The following is a 15,883-nucleotide window of genomic DNA, read 5'->3' as shown; positions in this document are numbered from 1 at the left end:
GGCTATATTTCATGAGGGTTCAGCTTGTCTTGCTATTTTCAGGTGTTCTCTAGTGACCGTTTTGTTTGCGGACCAGTAAAAGTCTTTGAGCCGTTTTCTTTAGATAATGACCTCATCTCCTTTGCTGGCAACGGTTTGCTCCGTAGTCGATGCCGTTTTTGAAACCACCTGATCTGTTTCAATTGGGTGGATATCTTGAAGAATTTTTTTACCAGCAATGGCAAAAACACCACCAACTAAGCTGCTACCCATCAGAAAGAGGCCGATCAAGAAATAACTACCCAGGACTAAATAGCCAACGATCAAAATCGTCCAACTTATGATCGAATAATGCAGATAGCCTAAACCTAACAACACACTCCCCCGCAGGATCTCAAACACGGTCACAAAGTTGGTGGCTGCCATGACGGTATACACGTGCATGAATAAAAAGAGAAACGCAATCAAAAAGAGGACATTCGCTACTTGGATAAACCATGGAAATGGCGCAAATATGTTGGTGATCACGATCGCTGCAATGATCAGAAACAACCAACTGATCAGCACCGATTGTCGGAACCGTTCTTTACTATAGTAGAAAAAACTTTTGATCAAAGGTGGTCGTTCATGAAGACGAAGCCAGCGATCATAATATTTCATCATGGCATACGACGCAGGGCCAATGCCAAAGAGGACCCCTCCCAGGAGAGTCACACTGAGCCAAAGAAAGTGAAGTGCGATCAGCGTCAAAAATGCGAGTAATCCTTCGTTGATTTTCGTGATCTTTTCGATCGTCATGTGATCCCTTCTTTCTTAATAAATCCCGTCTTCGCCAATTTTTTTCGCCAAACGATTCGCAAAGATAACGAGGATCAAGCCAACAAGTCCTTTAAACAGCCCAACAGCTGTCGAGTAACTCAATTGACCATTTTGAATCCCGGCGGTATAGACAAAGGTATCAAAGATTTGGGCAACTTCACGGTTCATTGAGTTCATCAACAAGAACATATGCTCAAAGCCCATATCTAAGATCGAACCGATCTTTAAAATCAATAAGGTTACGATCGTTGGACGAATACAAGGCAATGTGATATGCCACATTTTTCGTAGCTTGCCAGCCCCATCCATATCCGCAGCTTCATAAAGCTGTTCATCAACATTGGTAATAGCGGCTAGATAGACGATCGTCCCCCAACCGGCACCTTTCCAAAGATCTTGGAAAATGTACATTGGACGCAACCACGTGCGGCTTGTTAGAAACGGGATACGTTCGCCACCAAGACTTTCGATCATGTTATTGATTACACCACCTTCTGTCGTTAATAAAACATAGAAGATGGAAACAACGATGACCCACGACATAAAATGAGGCAAATAAATGATGGTTTGAATCCCTTTTTTCAAACGGCGATTGTTTACTTCATTTAGCATAAGTGCCAATAATATAGGAAAAGGGAAAGAAATCGTGATATTTAAGAAAAACATGATCAGTGTATTGCGCATCAACATCACGAAGGTATCTTCAGTAAAGAGCCGAATAAAATGAGTGAAGCCAACAAAGGGGCTTCCTAGGATCCCCAAGAATGGTTGGTAGTCTTGAAAAGCGATGACCAAACCGCCCATCGGTATGTAACGGAAAATAAGAAAATATAAAATCCCCGGCAATACCATAATATAGAGGGCACGATTTTTTCTGATTTGCGCCCATTTTTTCTTTTTCAGCCGCAGCCGCTGTTCTTCTTCATTAAGTGGTGAGAAGTAATTATCAACTTTTGTTTCCATACTTGTTCCTCCGAATTTTTTTGATTTGATAGTCCCATGGAAGCGTGAAAAAAAGATAACGTATATAATCATTTTCTCAGCTTTGAAAAGGCATACATTTTTTAGGATTATTTCTCAATCGAATTGGAAAATCCTTGATTTATCAACGTTTATCGCTATTGTGAATTTTTTAACATGTAAAAGTGATTATATACGTTGTCCCCGCCTCATGATACGTTGGAAGTACCTATTTAAGTAAAAAAAGATGGAGGTTTTTTCTATGCAACAAACCCTGAAAAAAACGAACCGCCCGAAAAGTGAACGGGTCGTTCAAGGATTTATTATTGGCTTTCTACTACTCTTCACCTTAACGTGTCTCTTACCTTTTCTAAACATTCTCGGAAGCTCCTTTGCTTCTTCTTCTGAGATCGCGACACGAACATTTATCATTCTCCCACGTGAATTTAGCTTAAATGCTTACCGGTATATTCTCTCGACACCCACGATTTTTACGAGTATTGGTGTTTCCCTTTTCGTGACCATCGTCGGAACGGTTCTTTCAATGATCTTGACCTCTTTTATGGCCTATGCTCTTTCGAGAAAATATTTGCATGGACGCGGCATCTTCAACTTTATTGTCGTATTTACCATGTTGTTTAGCGGTGGGATGATCCCAAGTTTTATTTTGGTACAAAGCCTCGGCTTGATCGATTCTCTCTGGGCATTGATCTTACCGAGCGCCATCAGTGCATATAATATGATCATTATGAGAAACTTTTTCCAAGGGATTCCTGATAGTTTAGAGGAATCCGCAAAAATGGATGGTTGCTCTGATTGGGGCGTCTTTTTCCGTATCATCTTACCCCTTTCCTTACCATCGATTGCGACGATCTCTTTGTTCTACGCTGTTAGTTATTGGAATACTTATCAATCAGCGATCTTGTACATCAATGATTCAGCGAAATGGCCGATCCAAGTGCTCCTTCGACAAATCGTGATCGTCTCCAGCGGGATGAACGCTGATGCCGCTAGTGTCGATGTTGTCCCCCCAGCACAATCCGTAAAAATGGCCGTGATCATCGTTGCGACTCTGCCAATGTTGATCGCCTATCCATTTGTCCAGAAGTATTTCGTGAAAGGTGCAATGGTTGGTTCCGTCAAAGGGTAACCAACAGGCAGCAAAGAAAAAAGCGCTTTTGATCAACGATCAAAAAGCGCTTTTTTCTTTTAGTCTTTGGATCGTTTGCGATACTCTCCAGGGGTCATCTGTTCTTTCTTTTTGAAAAAGCGGATGAAGTTTTGAGAGTTGGTATATTGAAGGTTGGCTGCGATTTCCTTGATCGTCATATCCGTTTCCCGCAACCATTTTTTGGCGATTTGCAACCGATAGTTTTGTAAGTAATCGGCAAAATTGATGGATAATTCCTTTTTAAACACATTACTTAAGTAATTGGCATTATAATGTAGCTGTTCAGCAATGCTATCTAAGGAGAGATCTTGATCGTATTGTTGGTGTACGATCAAGACCATCTTTTCAGACAAGGAGCGAATTTCTCGATCTGTTTTGGCTTGTGTCGTTTCAACGATAGGTAAAACTAACTCATGATAGATGATTTGCTCAACTTTGAACAAAATAGTTTGGTTGAGCACGGATTGATAAACTTTACGACTATTCTGCAAGCTGGTATGATCCGCTCCTAAAAGTTGCCCTAGCTGAACGATACTGTTGATCAACTTAAACAAGGCACTTTCAATCGTCAACGGATTTTTGTTTTCATGAATGATTTCCCGTACGACTTCCGTGTAACTCGCTTTGATGGTCGCTAGTTCCCCACTACGCATCGCATCCAAAAAGGTGCTTTCTGCTTCTCTAGGGTATTGAACGATCGCATTATTGTCTAATTGTGCTGCAATGTCGTCAAAAAAGATAATGACTTCTTCCCCTAAATTCATTCGATAGTGCAAGGCTTCTTTGGCGTTATCAACCGCTAATTTGGTTTCTACGAGGCGGTCGTAGGATTGTGAGACCCCACAACTTATTTTGATTTTCAAGTAATCTTTTGCCGCTTGATGGATCTTTTGACAATAGGTCAATACTTGTTTTTGGTCAACTGATTCAGGAAGCTTTAAAATCGTTCCTTGGGTTTCTTGACTGGAGATGATTGGTTGAAAACGAAAATTTGCTGGAATGATCTCAGAAACGAGATTCTCGATGGCAAGCAAGAAAATATCAATAGTCGCTGTTTCTCGTCCACACAAATCATCGATTTGAATCAGTAATACGGCAAAGTGTTCTGTTTTGGATACTTCATACCCAAATTGTGACAGTTTTAAGTGAATATCTTCTTCTGAGATACAGCCGCGAAACAAGTTTAATAGAAACAAGGATTCTAATTCGGGCTTTTGATGCTCGACTTTGACGGCGAGATCGTGGTTTTGATGTAAGACCTGGTCGATATCGGAAATCAACTGATTGACTTCTAATTTCTGACCTTGTTTTTTGGGCTTTAAAAGCTCACCGATCCGATTGATGGGTGAGGTAGCCACGATCGCAATGCGATAGGATACTAATAAAAAGAGGATGATCAAAAGACTGCCAATCACGATCAAACCGCTTCTTAATTCACGGATTGCTTGTGAAACGCTAGCAGGCGCCAGGCGGATCACATGATACCACTGATTGTAATCCGATTGTGTGACCACATACTTATTGTTTTCTTTGTCAGTGAAGATGCCATCGCCGTGGGCAGCTGCAATCATTGTTTCTTGTAAGGCAGAATCGATCACTTCACCATTATCGAAAAGCAGTTGTCCGTCTGCATGAAAAATATTCAAAAAGGAATCGTCATGATCTGCCACCAACTGCGCAATGGTATGGTCTTGGATTTCAGCGATCCCCAAAGCAGTGGTTTCCTGTCGAAACACAGGCAGCGTCATCACCATTTTTAAATAGCCATCTTCTGGCAACCAATACAAGTAGCGTTGGTTGTCGATCAACGCTTGAAAAGCAGCGAATTCAGTATCATCGATTTGTTTTAAGGAGCCTTCTTCGATTTTCCAATGCTGGTTCAAATTCACCAATTGGTAACTGGCGTTTTCGATCCCCATCACACCAATGTAAGCCAGTTGTGAATTGATCTCTCGTACTTGTCGATAATTCGTCACAGAAAACGGCTGTTCCATCGTATCGGAAAAGCTTTGTGTGCTACTGTATGTAGAAAAGGCATACTCCACCATCTGAATTTTTTGATCCAGATTTTCTTTGACTTGGTTGACCAAATTATGTTGACTTTGCAAAAATGTTTCTTGAATGTTTTGATACGTTCGATGATAAATGACCCCACTAAACCCAATTATTAAAGCGCTACCAATTAGAAAAATCAAAATAAATATTTTATAAAACAAGTTGGACGTTTGATGATAGCTTAAAAAGAATTTCATAGACTCCCTCCCATTACCTGACTATCTTCTTTTATACTAGCACATCCCAGAAAAAGTTCCTATGTTATTTTGAAAAATGTTTCACGTGTGCATCCTTGGTGTATTGACATTCTCGTGGGAACAAGCTATGCTTGAATCAAGCAAAAAGGAAGAAGGTTTTCTATGGTTACGATCAAAGATATCGCCAAAGTCGCTGGTGTTTCACATACAACTGTTTCTCGTGCGCTAAACGATAGCCCATTAATTAAGCCAGAAACAAAAAAGAAGATCGCAGCCATCGCTGAATCTTTACACTATGTGCCCAATGTCAATGCCAAAAGTCTAGTGAATCAAAAATCCTATATCATTGGTCTTTATTTTTCTCATCTATCCATTGGTACTTCCGATAGCTTTTTAGTCGAAGTGATCAAAGGAATCAGTGATACCCTACCATCCGAATATACTTTGGCGGTTCATGAATTATTGCAATCCGATACATTTGATGAAGAGCCGAATCGCCTCGATGGAGCGATCGTGATCAGTCAAAGCGATCGTGATGACGGTTTTATCGCTGCTCTTTCAAAGAAAAACATTCCCATCGTCGTTTTGAATCGTCAATTGCAGGATGCAACCTTGATGAATGTCACTAGTAATGATGCCCAAGGGGTCTATCAAATGATCACCTATGTGCTTGAACAAGGCTTTCGAAAGATCGCCATGATCGAAGGGATCGCTTCCTTTGGTTCCGCTAGAGAGCGCCGCAAAGGATTTATGAAAGCGATTCAAGAAAAGCAGCTTGTCTGCCCGAAAGAATACTTCGTAGCTGGCGACTACTCGTTGGAAAGCGGTCAGCTGGGTGCCCAGCAACTACTCGCTTTACCTGAACCACCTGAAGTGATTTTTTGCGCCAATGATGATATGGCGATCGGTGCGATCAATGCCTGTCATCAAGCAGGACGAAAGATCCCAGAGGAGATAGGCATCATCGGTTTTGATGATAGTTCTTTTTCTCCCTATACGTATCCCCCATTAACAACGATCCGCAAACCAGTCTATGAAATGAGTCAATTGGCAGCAACCCTGCTGTTGCAGGCATTTGCCAATCAAGTAGTTGAGAAACAACATTTCTTTGATACCTCGTTAATCATTCGTCAATCGCTGTAAGCCTCTTGTTTTCAAGAGCGCTTACGCAAAAATGTTAACGTGTGCATATATATATTTTTTTAAGGAGGATTCTATGAAAAAAATTACCGAACAACCCCATCAAACCTATCCAGCCCGAGTGATTCAATTCGGGGAAGGCAATTTTATGCGGGGCTTTTTTAACTGGCAGCTGCAGCAAATGAACAAGCAAGGTCTTTTTAACGGCAGTGCCGTTGTGGTACAGCCGATTGATCACGGCTTGAAAGAGCTGTTGGCACAACAAGAAAATCTCTACACCGTTATCTTAGAAGGACTTGTCGATGGCGCTTTATCTCAAACATTTGAAGTCGTCTCCACCATCGATCAAGTGCTGAATCCTTATCAGCAATGGGAAGACTATCTTGCATTAGCCGAAGACGAGCAACTTGAGATCATCGTTTCTAATACGACGGAAGCAGGTATTGCGTTTCACCCAGAGGATACCTTACACGATACCCCTCCCCAAAGTTTTCCCGCAAAACTGACCGCTCTTTTGTATCGTCGTTTTCAACTACGAAAAAAGGGATTTTTGATCATTCCTTGTGAATTGATCGATCGGAATGGGGAAAAACTAAAAGAGATCGTCTTACAATATGCCGCATTATGGTCTTTGGAATCAGACTTCGTCAACTGGTTAGAAAAAGAAAACACCTTCTGCTGCAGCTTAGTCGATCGGATCGTTCCAGGATATCCTCGCGACAAAGTGGCACAATACCAAGAGGTTCTTGGCTATGAGGATGCCGTAATGGTCACTGCGGAACCCTTTATGCTATGGGTGATCGAAGGAAACGGCGTAGCCGAAAAGCTCCCTTTGCAAGAAGCTGGGTTGAATGTGATCGTGACAGAAGATATGACTCCTTACCGTGAACAAAAAGTACATTTATTAAATGGTCCTCATACGGCGATGGTTCCCCTCGGTCTTTTAGCGGGTTTAGAAACCGTTGAAGAAGTAATGAACGACCGTGAATTTGCAGCCTTTTTAGATGGTCTTTTTCAGGAAGAGTTGATTCCAATGCTTGATTTGCCTAAAGCGCAGCTTGCAGCTTATCCGGACCAAATCAAAGAGCGCTTCAGAAATCCTTATGTGAAGCATCAGCTGCAATCGATCGCTTTAAACAGCGTCTCAAAATTCCGTGCGCGTCTTCAACCAGTCTTAAGTCGTTATGTCCAACAAAACCAGCAGGTACCAAAACGAATCACTGCCGCACTGGCAGGATTGCTGACTTTCTATCTCACACGACCCTTTCAAGATGATGAGCTAGTGACAACCATATTTCAGCAAGTGAAACAATTACCAGCAGAAGAACAGATCGCAGCTCTATTAAAAAATGAGCAACTTTGGCATGCAGACCTGAGCTTTATGACAGAGACAATCAATGAAATGTGCGCATGTCTAAAACAAGACGGACCCCGCCAGTTACTTGCGTCGATTGACACCCCTGAGCCAAGTTTGAAATAAAGGAGAATCTTTATGTCCAACACATTAACAGAAACACCCGCGCAACTATTGAAATTGCACCCTAAAGACAATGTCGCAGTCGCATTAAAACCACTAGCTGCTAAAACGACCCTTGCATTTGAAGGCCAAACGATCACCCTTTTTGAGGATATTCCACAAGGACACAAAATCGCCCTCAAAGATCTAGCACAATCACAAGACGTGATCAAATATGGCTATCCCATTGGACATCTCTTAGCTGACGTGAAAACTGGCCAATGGTTGCATACCCACAATGTCAAAACCAACCTTTCTGGTACCTTAGCATACACCTATGCCCCCGATTTGCATCCCGTCCGTTATCCAAAAAGGGCTGCGACGTTCCAAGGGTACCGTCGAGCAAACGGCAAAGTTGGAATTCGTAATGATTTACTGATCGTGCCAACAGTTGGTTGTATCAATGGCATCGCAGAGATCATTGTTGAAAACTTCAAGAAGAATCATCCAGATCTTGGCACTTTTGATCATATTACGATCCTTAAACATCCCTACGGCTGCTCCCAGTTAGGCCAAGATCATCAAAACACCCGTCAAATTTTAATTGATGCGGTGCATCATCCAAATGCCGGTGGCGTCTTGGTCTTTGGCTTAGGTTGTGAGAACAACACCGTTCCCGAGTTTAAGAAAAACCTGGGTGACTACGATCCAAAGCGCGTCAAATTTATGGTGGCACAGGAAAGCGACGATGAAATTGCGGTCGGCGAAAGCTTATTAGAAGAATTACTGGAAGCAGCAAAAGAGGATCAACGAGAAGCCGTTCCCTTGAGTGAGCTAAAGATCGGGTTAAAATGTGGGGGTTCCGACGGGTTTTCTGGGATCACCGCCAACCCTTTGTTGGGGGCATTTTCTGACTTTTTAGTTTCTCAAGGTGGCAGTACAGTCTTGACGGAAGTACCCGAAATGTTTGGCGCTGAACAAGTCTTGATGGCGCGTGCACAAGATGAAGCCACCTTTGAAAAAATTCTCCATCTAATCAACGACTTTAAAGATTATTTCCTTGCATACGGTGAACCGGTCTATGAAAATCCTTCTCCTGGCAATAAGGCAGGCGGTATCACTACGCTAGAAGATAAGTCATTAGGCTGTACCCAAAAATCTGGGACTTCCGCTGTCGTCGATGTCTTAAAATATGGGGAAAAACTCCGTAAGCCAGGCTTGAGCCTGCTGGAAGGTCCAGGAAACGACCTTGTTGCCGCTTCTGCACTGGCTTCTGCCGATTGTCAACTCGTCTTATTTACCACTGGCCGCGGCACGCCATTTGGTGCCTATGTGCCGACCATGAAAGTTGCCACGAATCAAGAGATTTATCATAAGAAACCCCACTGGATGGATTTCAACGCTGGTCGCTTGTTGGAAGAGCCGATGGAGGTCGTGCTGGAAGATTTTATTCAAGCGATCATCGATACTGCCAGTGGAAAACCGACGCGTAATGAAGCCAACAACGTTCGTGAGATCGCCATCTTTAAAAATGGCGTGACACTATAATCAAAGAAAAGAGGTCCGACATGTTTTTAAATGAAAACTATTTATTGCCAAATGAAATTGCTCAAACACTATACCATGACTATGCCAAAGAGCTGCCGATCATTGATTACCACTGCCACCTAGACCCGAAAGAAATCTATGAGGATCGGCCGTTTAAAACTATCACCGAGGCATGGCTAAGTGGTGATCATTACAAATGGCGATTGATGCGCGCTTGTGGCGTACCCGAAGAAGCGATTACGGGCAATGCCAGTGATTATGAAAAATTTTTGGCATGGTGTCAAACAGTGCCAAAATTGGTGGGAAATCCCCTTTACAGTTGGACCCATTTAGAATTAAAGCGATTTTTTGAGATCGATCTTCCCGTTACTGAAGAAAACGCCGAAACTTTGTGGAGGCTATGCAACGAAAAATTGCAGCAAAAAGACTTTACCCGAAGAGCTTTGATTGCTCGCAGTAACGTCGAGATCGTTTGCACCACAGATGATCCAGTCGATGATCTTCACTATCATCACCAATTAAGCCAAACAGAACAACGTTTTCGGGTCTTGCCGACCTTTCGACCTGACAAAGCGTTACAAATCGACCATCCGAATTTTCTTACCTATGTTACCAAACTCGAAAAGAGTGTCGAAAACGCGATCACTACCTACGATGCTTTCTTGAGAGCCTTGCGGGACCGTGTAACCTACTTTCACCAGCATCACTGCCGCTTGTCTGACCATGCACTGGATACTTTAGTGTATGCTGCAGACGAACAGTTATCCCTTGAAGCAATTTTTGCCAAAGCATTAGCTGGAGAATCTTTGGAGGAAAACGAAGTTTCGTTCTTCAAAACCAATGTTCTAGTTGAACTGATGAAGCTGTATCACGAACATGGTTGGACGATGCAACTGCATGTCCATGCGTACCGTAACTGCAATCAACGAATGTTTGAGCGCTTGGGACCAGATACGGGCTACGATGGCATCAATGATCAACCACTGACTCAAAGCTTGCAGAAATTATTGAACGCTGCTGATGCGCAGGACCATTTGCCTCAAACGATTCTCTACTCCTTAAATCCCAATGACTATGATGCACTCGTCGCTTTGATGGGGTGCTTCCAGCAAGAAGGCAATAATAAATTGCAGTTAGGATCTGGCTGGTGGTATAACGACACCCGCGCAGGCATGCGTCACCAATTGACGAAATTCGCAGACGGCAGTGTGATCTTTAACTTTGTCGGCATGCTGACGGATTCAAGAAGCTTTTTGTCTTACACCCGTCATGAATATTTCCGACGCGTCTTTTGTGAATGGCTTGCTGAGATCGTTGTACGTGGTGAAGCACCTGCTGATCTTCGTCAGCTAAAACCATTAGTAGAAAATGTCTGTTATCAAAACGCCAACAACTACTTCAAATTTTAGGAGAAAGACAATGGAAAAAATCGTCATCGTCGGTGATTCCACCGCATCGATCAAAGAGCCTAGCGCTCGTCCAGAAACGGGCTGGGGTGAAAAGATCTCACGCTATCTCCCCCAGCATCAAATCGTCAACTTGGCAAAAAATGGGCGTTCCTCCAAAAGCTTCATTGAAGAAGGACGCTTGTTGCAGGCAAAAAAAGAACTATATGCTGGTGATTATCTCTTGATTCAATTTGGACACAACGATCAAAAAACAGATAGTCGTGGTACGACACCTGTAGAATATCAGCATAATTTAGCAACCTTCGTGCAAACGGCACGCCAGCAGCAAGCGACACCGATCCTATTGACCTCGATCACTCGTTTGCATTACGTGGACCAACAGCAACTTGATCCTTTGGCAGTCGGTCCTTACCCAGAAGCAATGCGTGCTTTGGCTACCTCCTTGGATGTGGTCTGTCTGGATCTTTTTGCCGCAACACAACGGTTCTTTTCAGCACTGGAACCACAACAGGCGAAAACCTATTTTCTTCATTTAGAAAAAAACCAGCACCCTAATTATCCAGCCGGCATTACGGATAACACGCATTTGAATAACCAAGGTGCTACAGCCGTCGCCAAATTAGTTGCCAAATGTTTGACAAATGCTCCATTACCGCTTGCACAACAAGTTCTTTTAGATTGAAACTCATTGTTCGTGTTGAATCTTCCCCTAACATAAATACGCTACCTGATTTGAAAAGAGCTACTCAAGCAAAACGCTGCGAAGAACATTTTCCTTCACAGCGTTTTGCTTTTCACTCTTTCTAAAAGATTTGTTTGCCATTCCTTTGCTTCAACCCATTTATCGCCAAGCTACCTTTTAAAGCCTTGCATTTCTTAGGTGTTGCACCATAAAAAAGGGAACGATTGCAATCGTCCCCATCCTTACTACTGATTGTTTTATTCAGGTTGTTTCCCGATATACGCCAAGATACCGCCGTCTACATATAAGACATGGCCATTGACAAAGTTTGATGCCTCAGAAGCTAAGAAAACAGTTGGTCCTGCTAAATCTTCTGGCTCACCCCAACGGGCAGCAGGTGTTTTCGCTACGATAAATTGATCAAATGGGTGACGAGAACCGTCTGGTTGGATCTCTCGTAATGGTGCGGTTTGCGGTGTTGCAATATAACCAGGTCCGATCCCATTACATTGAATGTTAGCTGAACCAAATTCAGCACAAATGTTTTTCGTCAACATTTTCAAGCCGCCTTTAGCCGCTGCGTAACCAGCCACCGTTTCTCTTCCCAATTCACTCATCATTGAGCAAATGTTGATGATTTTTCCATGTCCTTTTTTGATCATTGACGGTAAGACTGCTTTTGAAACGATAAATGGAGCGTTCAAGTCCACGTCAACGACTTGGCGGAAGTCTTCAGCAGACATCTCCAACATCGGAATTCGTTTGATGATCCCAGCATTATTGACTAAGATATCGATCACGCCAACTTCTTCTTCGATCTGCTTGACCATTTCGTTGACTGCTTTTTCATCCGTTACATCACAGACATAGCCGTGGGCTTCGATCCCTGCTTCACGATAGTTTGCTAATCCTTTATCCACTGATTCTTGATCCAAGTTGTTAAAAACGATCGTTGCTCCTGCTGCTGCTAATGAACGAGCGATCGTAAAACCGATCCCATAGACAGCTCCTGTCACTAATGCGATCTTACCATCTAAACGAAATTGATCCATTGAAAAATCCATAATTGATAAACCCTCTTTCTTTTTATTTTAAGTCGTCCATTGCCACCATATCCATGTCGGTATAGGTGATATTTTCGCCACACATTGCCCAGATAAATGAGTAGTTACTGGTTCCAACACCCGAATGGATCGACCAGCTTGGAGAAATAACTGCTTGTTCTTCACTAACGACTAAATGCTTCGTTTCATCTGGTTTGCCCATCATATGGAACACTTTTGTGTCTTCGTTGGCAAAATCAAAATACACATATGCTTCCATCCGACGTTCATGTGTATGACTTGGCATCGTATTCCAAGCACTGCCTGGTTCTAAGATCGTGTACCCCATTTGTAATTGACAGCTTTCACAAACATTTGGGTGAATGTATTGATAAATTTTCCGTTCATTTAATGTCAAGCCCTCGCCTGTCTCCATTGGTGTGACTTGATCGATACTGATTTTTACATTTGGGTATTTCTTATGTGCTGGCACGCAAGATAGATAGAATTTCGCTGGATTTGCTGGATCATCTGAGTGGAACAAGACTTGTTTTGTTTCCTTGCCGATATAGTAGCCGTCTTGTTTTTTCATTGGTTCTTTTTGGCCATCGATCGTGATCGCACCAGGTCCTCCAATATTGATGACGCCTAATTCGCGACGTTCTAAGAAGTATTCCACCCCTAATTCGCTGCTTAATTGCACTTCTAACGCTTCTTCTGTCGGTGTCACTCCGCCAAAGATCATCCGATCATTGTGGGTATAGGTCAGCATGATTTGTCCTGGTGTGAAAATTTTCTCTACCAAAAATTCTCTGCGTAATTCCTCGGTACTATAGTGACGAATATCAAGTGGACTATGGGTATAGCGTGTTTCCATGTGTTGCATGTTTTATTCCTCCTATCGGATAATTTTTCCTGAACCTGTTGCAATAAATTCTTGTATCTCATTGGCGCTAAACTGATTACAGTCGCCATGGATCGTATGTTTCAAAGCAGATGCTGCAGTTGCAAAATCAATGATTTCTTGGTCTTGTTTCTTCGTGACAAGACCATGTAGGACACCAGCTGAAAAGGCATCGCCGCCTCCGACGCGATCAACGATTGGATTGATCTCATGGGTAGCAGAAACGACATAATTGCCGTTGTGCCATAGGCTTCCTGTCAATTGATTGTGACTTGCTGAGAGCACCTGACGACTAGTTGAATAAAAGAGCTGGATATTTGGGTATTTCCGATGCATTTCTTGATAATAGTAGTCATCTTCGACTTCCTCTGTTGGAGCTGATACATCCATAAAGACTTGGGCATCTAACTGTCCTGCCGAGCAATAATCAACATAAGGGAGTACTTCTTGCAAAAAGACGCGTGCTTCATCTGTCGTCCACAGCTTTCCACGATAATTGATATCGAAACTGATTTTACAACCAGCTGCTTTCGCTTCTTTGATCAACGTCAGTAAAAGTGTCTGCCAAGTCGTTGAAAGAGCGGGCGTGATCCCTGAAAGGTGAACAATGTCAACCCCATCAAAAAGGTCAGATTGCCACTCATTTTCTTTCATTTGCGCAAAGCTTGAGCCTGCGCGATCATAAACCACTCGCGCTGCTCGTTCCCCGATACCGGTTTCAATATAGTAAGTACCTAGTCGGGAACCGCCACGAAGCAAGTGGCGACAATCGACGCCATAGCTTCGTAAATGATGAAAAACGGCATCTCCTAAAGTATTCTCAGGCACTTTACTAGCAAAAGAAACGCGATGACCAAAATTCGCTAAGGAGATCGCAACATTGGCTTCTCCACCGCCATAATGGGCAGCAAACATCGAACTATGGGCGATTCGGTCGCCTAACGTTGTCGATAGACGCAACATGATTTCTCCTAGTGTCAGAATGTTTGCCATCTTACTTTCCTCGAATCTCTTTTAATTTTGCCGCATATTGTTTCGCTACTTCTGTTACTTTGTCAAAATCCCCACTTGCTGCTGGCGCTAACAAATTCCCCCCTACACCAACGGCTACGACACCCGCCGCAAACCATTCTTGCATGTTGTCTAAGCTGACACCACCGGTCGGCATAATGTTTAATTGTGGCAATGGCGCTTTGAAGGCCGAGATGATACTTGGTCCATACGCACTACCCGGGAATAGTTTAATGATATCTGCGCCTGCTTTTAAGGCGTCCTTCATTTCTGAAATGGTCATGCAACCAGGCAGATACGGGATTTGATATAAATTACATAATTCAGCCGTTTCTTGATCAAAGGTTGGGCTTACCACATATTGTGCTCCTGCCATGATCGCTAAGCGAGCAGTCACTGCATCAAGAACGGTCCCCGCACCAACGACTACCTCTGGATTATCTTTGAAGGTTGCTACTAATTCAGCGATTACATCCGCCGCTTGAGGCACTGTAAAAGTCAACTCAATGCCAGTGATCCCCCCTGCAACGATCGCTTTACTTGCTTGTAGTGCTTCTTCTTTAGAAGCGCCACGCACAACAGCGATCACGCCGCTTTCTTTTAGTTTCATTAAATTCGCTACTTTTTTCATTGAGACCCTCCATTTATTTCCTATTTGGAAAATGGTATTTATTATAAAGAAACTTATACGTTTATTATACCGTTCTCGTTTTTATTTGCAAGGGCTTTCCACTAAAAAGTTTATAATGCTTGTTCAATTTGCTGTTTTGTCGCAATAATCGCATCGATCAATGTCGATTTGTATTCTGGGGTCAAGCGGTATTTCGGTAGGCTGATAGAAAACGCCCCAACGATCTCCTGATCCTTTATCAGTGAGGCGCCGATGCAATAGATTTCTTGTTCCATTTCTTCATCATCAAACGCTACTTGGTTTTCTTTTGCCTGTTCCAATTCTTTCTTCAACTTCAACTGATTCGTAATGGTGTTTTCCGTATAAGCGGTTAAAGGCGTTGCTGCCAAATATTCTTCCACTTGAGGGGCATCAAACTCCGCTAAAACGGCTTTCCCCATGGCAGAGCTATACAACGGTCTTGTGATCCCTACTTTTGAAGACATGCGGATCGTTTGATTGTGGGGCTCCAATTTATTGACATAAAGAATCTCATTGGCAGTCAAGACCCCTAAGTGGATCGTTTCATCCGCCGTTTTCTGCAATGCTTCCAAGTAAGGCAAGCTGATTTCCACTAAATCAAGCTCTTGAATGTTTTGATTGGCATACTTGATCAGCTTAGACCCTAAGCGATAATTCTTCTCTTTGTCGCGTTTGACATAGCCGATCATTTGCAGCGTTTCTAATATTTTCAAAGCTGTGGATGGGGTCAGTTTCGTTGCTTCTGAAATTTCTTGCAATGGTTTACTTGGCGCTTCTGCGAGATAATCTAAAATGGTTGCTGCTTTTAGTAGTACGGTTCCATATGGTTTTTGCGTCATCATTTCTCCACCTTTATT

Annotated in this window: 14 protein-coding genes; 6 read left to right on the top strand and 8 right to left on the bottom strand. The window is 42.8% G+C overall.

Translation table 11 applies throughout. The features are described from left to right. Positions 1–99: 99 nt before the first annotated feature. Complete coding sequence (locus tag IGJ15_RS06370) at positions 100–777, bottom strand: YesL family protein (protein ID WP_311902416.1); 678 nt, start codon at positions 775–777, stop codon at positions 100–102. 15 nt (positions 778–792) lie between these two features. Beyond that, on the bottom strand, positions 793–1,761 hold the full coding sequence (locus IGJ15_RS06365; protein WP_005229934.1) for an ABC transporter permease: 969 nt from the start codon (positions 1,759–1,761) through the stop codon (positions 793–795). A 259-nt stretch (positions 1,762–2,020) separates the two neighbouring features. Between IGJ15_RS06365 and IGJ15_RS06360 the strand changes: the two genes are divergently transcribed. After that, positions 2,021–2,908 (top strand): carbohydrate ABC transporter permease, encoded by an 888-nt coding sequence (locus IGJ15_RS06360; RefSeq protein WP_311902415.1) that lies wholly within the window; start codon positions 2,021–2,023, stop codon positions 2,906–2,908. A gap of 59 nt (positions 2,909–2,967) precedes the next feature. Here IGJ15_RS06360 and IGJ15_RS06355 read toward each other — a convergent pair whose 3' ends face one another. Continuing rightward, positions 2,968–5,181: an AraC family transcriptional regulator gene (locus tag IGJ15_RS06355; RefSeq protein ID WP_430599358.1), complete on the bottom strand. Its 2,214-nt coding sequence runs from the start codon at positions 5,179–5,181 to the stop codon at positions 2,968–2,970. Positions 5,182–5,343: 162 nt separating this feature from the next. Here IGJ15_RS06355 and IGJ15_RS06350 point away from each other — a divergent pair, with 162 nt between their 5' ends. From IGJ15_RS06350 to IGJ15_RS06330, 5 genes are all read left to right on the top strand, one after another. After that, entirely contained in the window at positions 5,344–6,324 is a 981-nt protein-coding gene (locus IGJ15_RS06350; protein WP_430599357.1) for a LacI family DNA-binding transcriptional regulator, read from the top strand. 73 nt (positions 6,325–6,397) lie between these two features. Further along, on the top strand, positions 6,398–7,801 hold the full coding sequence (locus tag IGJ15_RS06345) for a tagaturonate reductase (protein WP_311902411.1): 1,404 nt from the start codon (positions 6,398–6,400) through the stop codon (positions 7,799–7,801). 12 nt (positions 7,802–7,813) lie between these two features. Beyond that, entirely contained in the window at positions 7,814–9,325 is a 1,512-nt protein-coding gene (locus IGJ15_RS06340) for a UxaA family hydrolase (protein WP_142964784.1), read from the top strand. Positions 9,326–9,345: 20 nt separating this feature from the next. Further along, entirely contained in the window at positions 9,346–10,734 is a 1,389-nt protein-coding gene (gene uxaC, locus IGJ15_RS06335) for a glucuronate isomerase (protein ID WP_086295511.1), read from the top strand. Between the two features lie 10 nt (positions 10,735–10,744). Next, entirely contained in the window at positions 10,745–11,416 is a 672-nt protein-coding gene (locus tag IGJ15_RS06330; protein ID WP_016621185.1) for a rhamnogalacturonan acetylesterase, read from the top strand. Between the two features lie 257 nt (positions 11,417–11,673). Here the strand turns inward: IGJ15_RS06330 and IGJ15_RS06325 are convergent, their stop codons facing one another. From IGJ15_RS06325 to IGJ15_RS06305, 5 genes are all read right to left on the bottom strand, one after another. After that, positions 11,674–12,480, bottom strand: coding sequence for a gluconate 5-dehydrogenase (locus IGJ15_RS06325; RefSeq protein ID WP_005229917.1), 807 nt, complete (start codon positions 12,478–12,480; stop codon positions 11,674–11,676). 22 nt (positions 12,481–12,502) lie between these two features. Next, positions 12,503–13,345, bottom strand: a complete 843-nt coding sequence (kduI, locus tag IGJ15_RS06320; protein WP_005229915.1) for a 5-dehydro-4-deoxy-D-glucuronate isomerase — start codon at positions 13,343–13,345, stop codon at positions 12,503–12,505. 12 nt (positions 13,346–13,357) lie between these two features. Then, positions 13,358–14,356, bottom strand: coding sequence for a PfkB family carbohydrate kinase (locus tag IGJ15_RS06315; RefSeq protein WP_430599355.1), 999 nt, complete (start codon positions 14,354–14,356; stop codon positions 13,358–13,360). A 1-nt stretch (position 14,357) separates the two neighbouring features. Continuing rightward, a complete protein-coding gene (locus IGJ15_RS06310) occupies positions 14,358–15,005 on the bottom strand; it encodes a bifunctional 4-hydroxy-2-oxoglutarate aldolase/2-dehydro-3-deoxy-phosphogluconate aldolase (RefSeq protein WP_005229908.1) in 648 nt (215 codons plus the stop codon). A gap of 110 nt (positions 15,006–15,115) precedes the next feature. Next, on the bottom strand, positions 15,116–15,868 hold the full coding sequence (locus tag IGJ15_RS06305) for an IclR family transcriptional regulator (protein ID WP_026008086.1): 753 nt from the start codon (positions 15,866–15,868) through the stop codon (positions 15,116–15,118). Positions 15,869–15,883: the final 15 nt, after the last annotated feature.

Source organism: Enterococcus sp. AZ079, from assembly GCF_050547255.1.
Lineage (GTDB): Bacteria > Bacillota > Bacilli > Lactobacillales > Enterococcaceae > Enterococcus_D > Enterococcus_D casseliflavus.
Note: the sequence above shows the minus strand (reverse complement) of the source record. Positions and strands in the feature narration are given on the sequence as shown.